Source organism: Nitrospira sp. BLG_2 (assembly GCF_049222245.1).
On record NZ_JBLYIG010000173.1, the window covers coordinates 1 to 6009 of the forward strand.

Here is a 6009-nt window from a genome sequence, read left to right on the forward strand (position 1 = left end):
CCACAGGCGAGCCCCTGCTTCCACCGTTGGATGTGCAGCGCTTTGTAGTCGGATGAGAGGCCAAGTTGCCGGAAAACCGTGAGGCACCGACGTTCGAGTGCATGCTTGCTCAGTTTCAGATAGCCATCTGCATGAGCCGCCAGGATGCGCAGGGTCCATCCTGTCTGAGTTTTGGCTGCTTCGAGGTAGTTGATGAGAGGATGATCGGTGTAGAGCCCCTGAATGAGATCAACGCTTGGGAATTTGATAAGTGAGGGTCTTTGCGTGAATGACAAGAGAAAGCTGACGTAGGCGTGATATTGGCTGCGGGCAGATTGTAACCCAGCCACCAGGCGATGCGCGTCCGGGCAAGAGACGATGACGGCTTGAAATGATTCGATTCTCAGCGTGCGGCCGTGACGAATGCTGACGGTGATCTCTGCGTCTTGAATTCGTCGCACTCTCTTAACCGGTGAACTCACGCGAACCGTATATGAATAATTGTTGAGTAGCTTCCTCGTGATTATTTCCGATCCGCCTCGGACGCAATGCCACGACTCTTTGGGATTGATCAGGGAATCCAGGCACTCCATGGCATACCTCGCGCTGACATTTTTCCATGGAGCACAGATCTCGCCGAGCAAGAGCGCGTCTAACAATGTCCGCGAGCGCCGATCGAGCGGGAGGTGACGACGTAGCCATGTCTCAAAACTGATAGTGGCAGGAAGATCTGACGAGCCTGTCTGATGAAATACTAGGGCAGCTCCAGGACAGATCTGTCGTATCCAGGGGGCTGAATGGTGAAATGGCCGTGGGACCCCTTCCTGCAGGAAGCAGATGTGGGGCCAGCCGTTCCCATTCAATTTCTGAAAGGAAATTTTCAGATCATTCTTAAGCAGCCCGCCAAGGCTGTTCCCGTTCGGTAGACCATAATTCTGAAATTCCTGTGGTTTGAGCCTGATCTTCAGTTCACTTCCCAATAGATAGCGTGCCCCATGCTCTCCGGCAGGATGTTCATTGGTGGAGACGCGACCGCCTAATCGGTCCCCAGACTCAAAGATGGTGATCGGCAGGTCGGTGTTTCTCCGAATCCAATAAGCCGCGGTGAGTCCTGCCAATCCTCCACCGATAATAGCCACTCCGTTCGGTCTGTTGTTCACGTTTCACACAGAGCCATAGTTTGCCGGACCCTACCCGTTTTCCGATCAGAAATCATGTCTTAGCGAAAAGCTGATCTGTAGAGATGAAGAGCAGATGGCGTATAGTGTATGGCTTATGACAGGTCGAATTGGAGAGCCGGTCCGCCGTCACTCGACTTTCACAGAGGCTGTCACCACTCCGAAATGATAGGCAAGGCCGCCAGGAACCAATTGGTTGGTCCGGAAGACTAAAGGCTACCCGGCTTGGAGGTCGTGGACTTGGTCGATGAGCCGTTGGAGTTTTGAGACGGCATGGCGACGCTGTTCGGGAGTCACACCCCGATCGATGGCCAGAGCCATGGCCTTGGCATTTTCGCGCATTTGGCTGACCGCGCTTTGATAAGCCTGAGGAGCAGTCTGGTCGTGGTACACAAACATGGCGCGGAGTTCTCGGGCGATCCGTTCGGGAGTTCTGGGCTGATGCAGGAGGGTCACGAGCTCCTGGCGGCGTTGTTGCTGGTAGGCGACCCACATCGGTTCCACATCAGGAAGCGCGAGGCTCCACTCACGTATCTGTGACTTTTGCCCTTTGGTCAGGGGACCCAGCCAGTCTTTCACCAAATCGAGTGTGGCTTCGACCCGCTTGTTCAAGCGCTCCGGCGTGGAAATCTGAACGACACGCGCGGCCTGGATGGTGTCCTTCTGTAAGGTCGATTCGAAGACGCGCACCTGTTTGGTATCGACCGAGGCGAGAAAAACACCGGTATCGGCTACGAGACGCTCGAAGAGGTCGGCGCGCAGGCGATCATAGGTGGTATAGGCCCAGTCGATATCAGAACCGGTGAGCCCCCGCTCGACCCGCTGACGGATCTCCTGAAGGAACGTTTCGTATTGCGGCAAGGCTTCGTGCCGATGCTTCTCAAGTAAGGGAGTGAGGCGCTGCGCAACATCCTGGCGCTGATCACGATTGAGACTGAAGTAATGGTCGAGCTTCCACAGGACGATTCGGTCGGCGTAACGATAAGCCGTGGTGGTGAGCGAACAGCCTGCGAGAGCCACCACAATGACAGCAAGACACCACGACCAGCGATACAGTCGTCCCCGTCTCTTCCTCCCTCCTATCGTCAAGCCACTCGTCATCAGTACAGATATGTTCTCAAGTAAAACGGAATGATGCAAGGGGATGGTTGGGCTACTGGACAATAGGCTTCGCTGCCGGGATCCTCATACCCGCCGTTGAACCGATTTTCAGGGGGCAAGGCTCTAAGCGGTCGGCAGGTTGGAGGCTGTAGCGTCGGAAAGCGATTTCAAAATCACCAGGACATCTCCCGCCTCCAGCTTCTGTCCCTCTTGCAGATCCCAGAACTGGATCACTGTCCCACCGCGGTACAGACGCAGGAGGATGTCCGGCTTGAGGGCCGTGGCGGTCTGTCCGATTTCATTCCGCTCGACGGGACGCTCGATGAGATTGATCCGGCCGCCTGCCGTCAGCAGGTCTTGAACATAATCCATGAAATGCGGATGTCCCACCGCAGCAGCAAGCAGATAACCGCCGAAGGTCGAAGGGGAAATGATGCCGGTTGCGCCGCCCTGTCGGAACAACTTCACATTTTCTTCTTCCACCGCGCTCACGAGAATTTCCACAGTCGAATTTAAGTGGCGTGCGGTCAATAGAACCAATGCATTGGTGTCGTCTCGGCCTGCGGTAATGATAACGGCCTTCGCGCGCTGTATGACGGCATGCCGCAGCATCGTCTCTTGAGTGGCATCACCGCGAAAGGCAACGAGGCCGAGCTCGATCGCGGCCTTGACTCGTTCTTCACGAGGTTCGATGATGACGAGGCCGTCAGGGTTTGTCCCTTTCGCCAGCAACTCCCTAGCCGTCGACCAGCCTGTATAGCCAAACCCGCACACAATGATGTGGTCACGTAGTGCTGCTTGGACCTTCGCCATACGATACCCCTCCCTATACTGGCTCGCCACGAGTTGATAAGCCGTGCCGAGAAAGAGAAACCATATAAACAGCCGGATCGGTGTGATAAACACAGCATCCACTAGACGAGCCTGCTGTGAGACCGGGACGATATCTCCGTATCCGACTGTCGTGATAGTGATCATCGTGAAATAGAGAATATCAATGGCGGTCATGTGTTGATCGTAATTATCCTTCAACCCGTCGCGCTCGAGCCACAATACAAGAAAGACCAGAGCGAAGAGAGCCAGCACGAGCCCGATGCGAAACAGCAACGTGCGTCCCGGTCTCAGATCGTCACGGGTAAAGAGAATCTGCTCGAACAGGCGGCGTGATGGGACGGTACTCATGGTCGGCGTGCGACGGATACAAGAGCGATTTGATGATACCGACTTTCGCCGCTTCGTTCCTAGTGCCGCGCTGCGTTCTGTCTGGATCGTCAGGAGGGGTGTGAATAACTCCGATTCGTCAGGTCGGAATGTCGCGGGTGCCGTCGTAGGACATGCGGGATTGGAATGAGAGCTTGATGACGTCGCCGTCGCGAATCGGAGAGTCTTCCGTTCCGATTTTCTTATTGATCGTAATGAGCGTTTCGCGGCTTTTGATGTACTGAAGCAAGGGGCCCAGTTGCGCCTGGTTCGCTTCAATGAGTTGCTTCACGGTGGTCACGCCGGTAATCGGTACTTCGATTTCGTTTTCATCGACGACCGCGCGTAAGGTCTGACCGAATATCTGCACCGAGACCATCGAATCCTCCACGACTCAGCCACGTACAAGGCAGGCGGCGCAAGAGCAGGGCACACAATACATCATTGGCGGCACGCAGTTCAGCTCTTCTGACGTTCGGCTGCTTGATAGGCCTCTTGAAGCAATTGAGCGACATGTTTCACTTCGACCGTCTCGCTCAATCCGTTCTTTAACTGGATCATGCATGCCGGACAACTCGTCGCCACGACATTCGCACCGGCTTGTGCAACGGCGCGGGCCTTTCGCTCAAAGATTTTCTTTGACGTATCGTAGTTCTTCACCACGTAAGTTCCCGCGCCGCCTGCGCAACGGTCGGCATCTTGCATTTCCACGAAGTCGATCCCAGGCAGAGACGACAGGACTTGTCGCGGCTCCTTCGTCACTCCGGCTGCCCGCAGATGGCAGGAGGAATGATAGGTGAGGCGCCTCGTGGTCCCGTCGGCATTGGCCATGGGAGGGTGCTGCGGCGAGCGGGCGACAAATTCCGAAATATGCACCACTTTCTTGGCTAGTTCTTCGGCTTGCTGCCGCTCGATCTCCTCGGGAAAAAGTGTGGGATAGTCTTTCAGCATCAGCGTGCAAGAGGCGCAGCCGGTCACGACCGTCTCATACGGAGCCAACGACCGGAGATTGAATCGCGCTCCGTCTCGAGCCAGATTGATGTGTCCATAGGTTTGAATCGGTGTCCCCGAACAGCGTTGCGGCGGCAAGGCGGGCTCCACCCCATGTTTTTTCAACACGGCGATGACGGCGTCCCCTACTCCATCGTCGAAATAATTCGCGGCGCAGCCATGGAAATAGGCCACCGACCGAGTCGGCGAGGATTCTGTTCCATCCGGGACCAAATGCGCATACCGTTCACGTAAGTGCCGTGGGGCCAATTGGGGCAGCACGAGATCATGCGGCAAGCGTGCCGTTGGCGCCAAGGTCTTCATGATCGGTGTCGTGATACGTTCGAGCAGGCGTCTTATGGATGGGCGATCCCAGATTCTTTGTGTACTGCCCAAGAACCGCAAAAACGATTCAAAGGCTGTTCCCTTCGCTTGGTGCCTGAATATCCAGCCGGCTAACCGATTCGGATGTTCTGCCCGCTTCCGCAGAATCAAATCGGAGACATCAACACCGGCCGGACAGATGGTGCGGCAGGATTTACAGTTCAGGCAGGCCTCCACCACCCGCTTGGAATTGAGATAGCTATAGTCTTTGGCCGTTACGATCTCGAACCAGCCTCGCGCGCTCATGTCCTCGGATTGAAAGACATCGTACACTGGGCAGACTGAATTGCATTTGGCGCAAGTGGCGCAGGATTTAGAAAGCCTGGCGTAGTCGATATGCTCGGTGAAAGGAGCGTCGCTCAGCTTGATGCCGGGATTGAGCACGTTGCCGGGGTCGAACGATTTTTTGACTTGACGGAAGAGATCATACAGTTCTTCGCCAAACATCTCTTTTACGAATTCGGCGCGGACACGACCGTCGCCATGTTCGCCGCAGATCGATCCGCCGAAACGATTCAGGACAGTCGTATGAATGTCCCGATAGGCGCTCACCATCTTCTCAAAGTCGCCGGAATCGTTCACGTCCAATAGGGGGACGATGTGCGCGTTTCCATTTCCAATATGGCCGAAAATTGCCACCGGCACCCGCTGCCCTTCGAAAAAGTGTTCTAAGTACCGGATGAGCTCGCTGATGCGTCCGGCCGGCACGACGACATCATCGACAAAATTGATGGGCTTCTTCTTCGGATCGAATCGATAGAGCGTCGGATAGAGCGCCTTCCTTGCTTTCCAAAGCTGCTCCCGGCGTTCGGCGTCGAACGCGAGTGTCAATTCCGACGCCAACTTATAAGGCCGACAGACGGCGGCCATGGCTTCGGCCCGCTCACGGAGATCGGCCATGGGTGAATCAACATCCAGCTCGACCAGCAATGTGGCCGCCGCATCAGCCGGAATGCCATGCTTTCCACGGCCGATCAAGTTGAGCGTATTGGCATCCATGACCTCCAAGGCACTTGGCTGAAGCGTCAGAATCCGAGGCACGGCCTCGCCGACTTCTTCGAGTCTCTGGAAATGAATGAGTGCGGTCATGGTGAACTTGGGTTTGTCGACCAACGTGAGCCTGGCTTCACTCATCACGCCCAGTGTCCCTTCGCTCCCGACAAATAACTTCGGGAGG

The 6009-nt window shown here is 55.7% G+C and carries 5 protein-coding genes; all 5 read right to left on the reverse strand.

The window, feature by feature from the left end; translation table 11 throughout:
- Nucleotides 1–1139: NAD(P)-binding protein (locus tag ACOSYY_RS04795; RefSeq protein ID WP_421661131.1), on the reverse strand; the 1139-nt coding region annotated here is incomplete at its 3' end.
- A 234-nt stretch (nt 1140–1373) separates the two neighbouring features.
- Nucleotides 1374–2258 carry a DUF6279 family lipoprotein gene (locus ACOSYY_RS04800; protein WP_421661132.1) on the reverse strand — a complete coding sequence of 295 codons (885 nt, stop codon included), beginning with the start codon at nt 2256–2258 and terminating at the stop codon, nt 1374–1376.
- Nucleotides 2259–2381: 123 nt separating this feature from the next.
- Nucleotides 2382–3440 (reverse strand): potassium channel family protein, encoded by a 1059-nt coding sequence (locus tag ACOSYY_RS04805; RefSeq protein WP_421661133.1) that lies wholly within the window; start codon nt 3438–3440, stop codon nt 2382–2384.
- 118 nt (nt 3441–3558) lie between these two features.
- Nucleotides 3559–3837, reverse strand: a complete 279-nt coding sequence (locus tag ACOSYY_RS04810; protein WP_421661134.1) for a MoaD/ThiS family protein — start codon at nt 3835–3837, stop codon at nt 3559–3561.
- An 80-nt stretch (nt 3838–3917) separates the two neighbouring features.
- Nucleotides 3918–6009: FAD-binding and (Fe-S)-binding domain-containing protein (locus ACOSYY_RS04815; protein WP_421661135.1), on the reverse strand; the 2092-nt coding region annotated here is incomplete at its 5' end.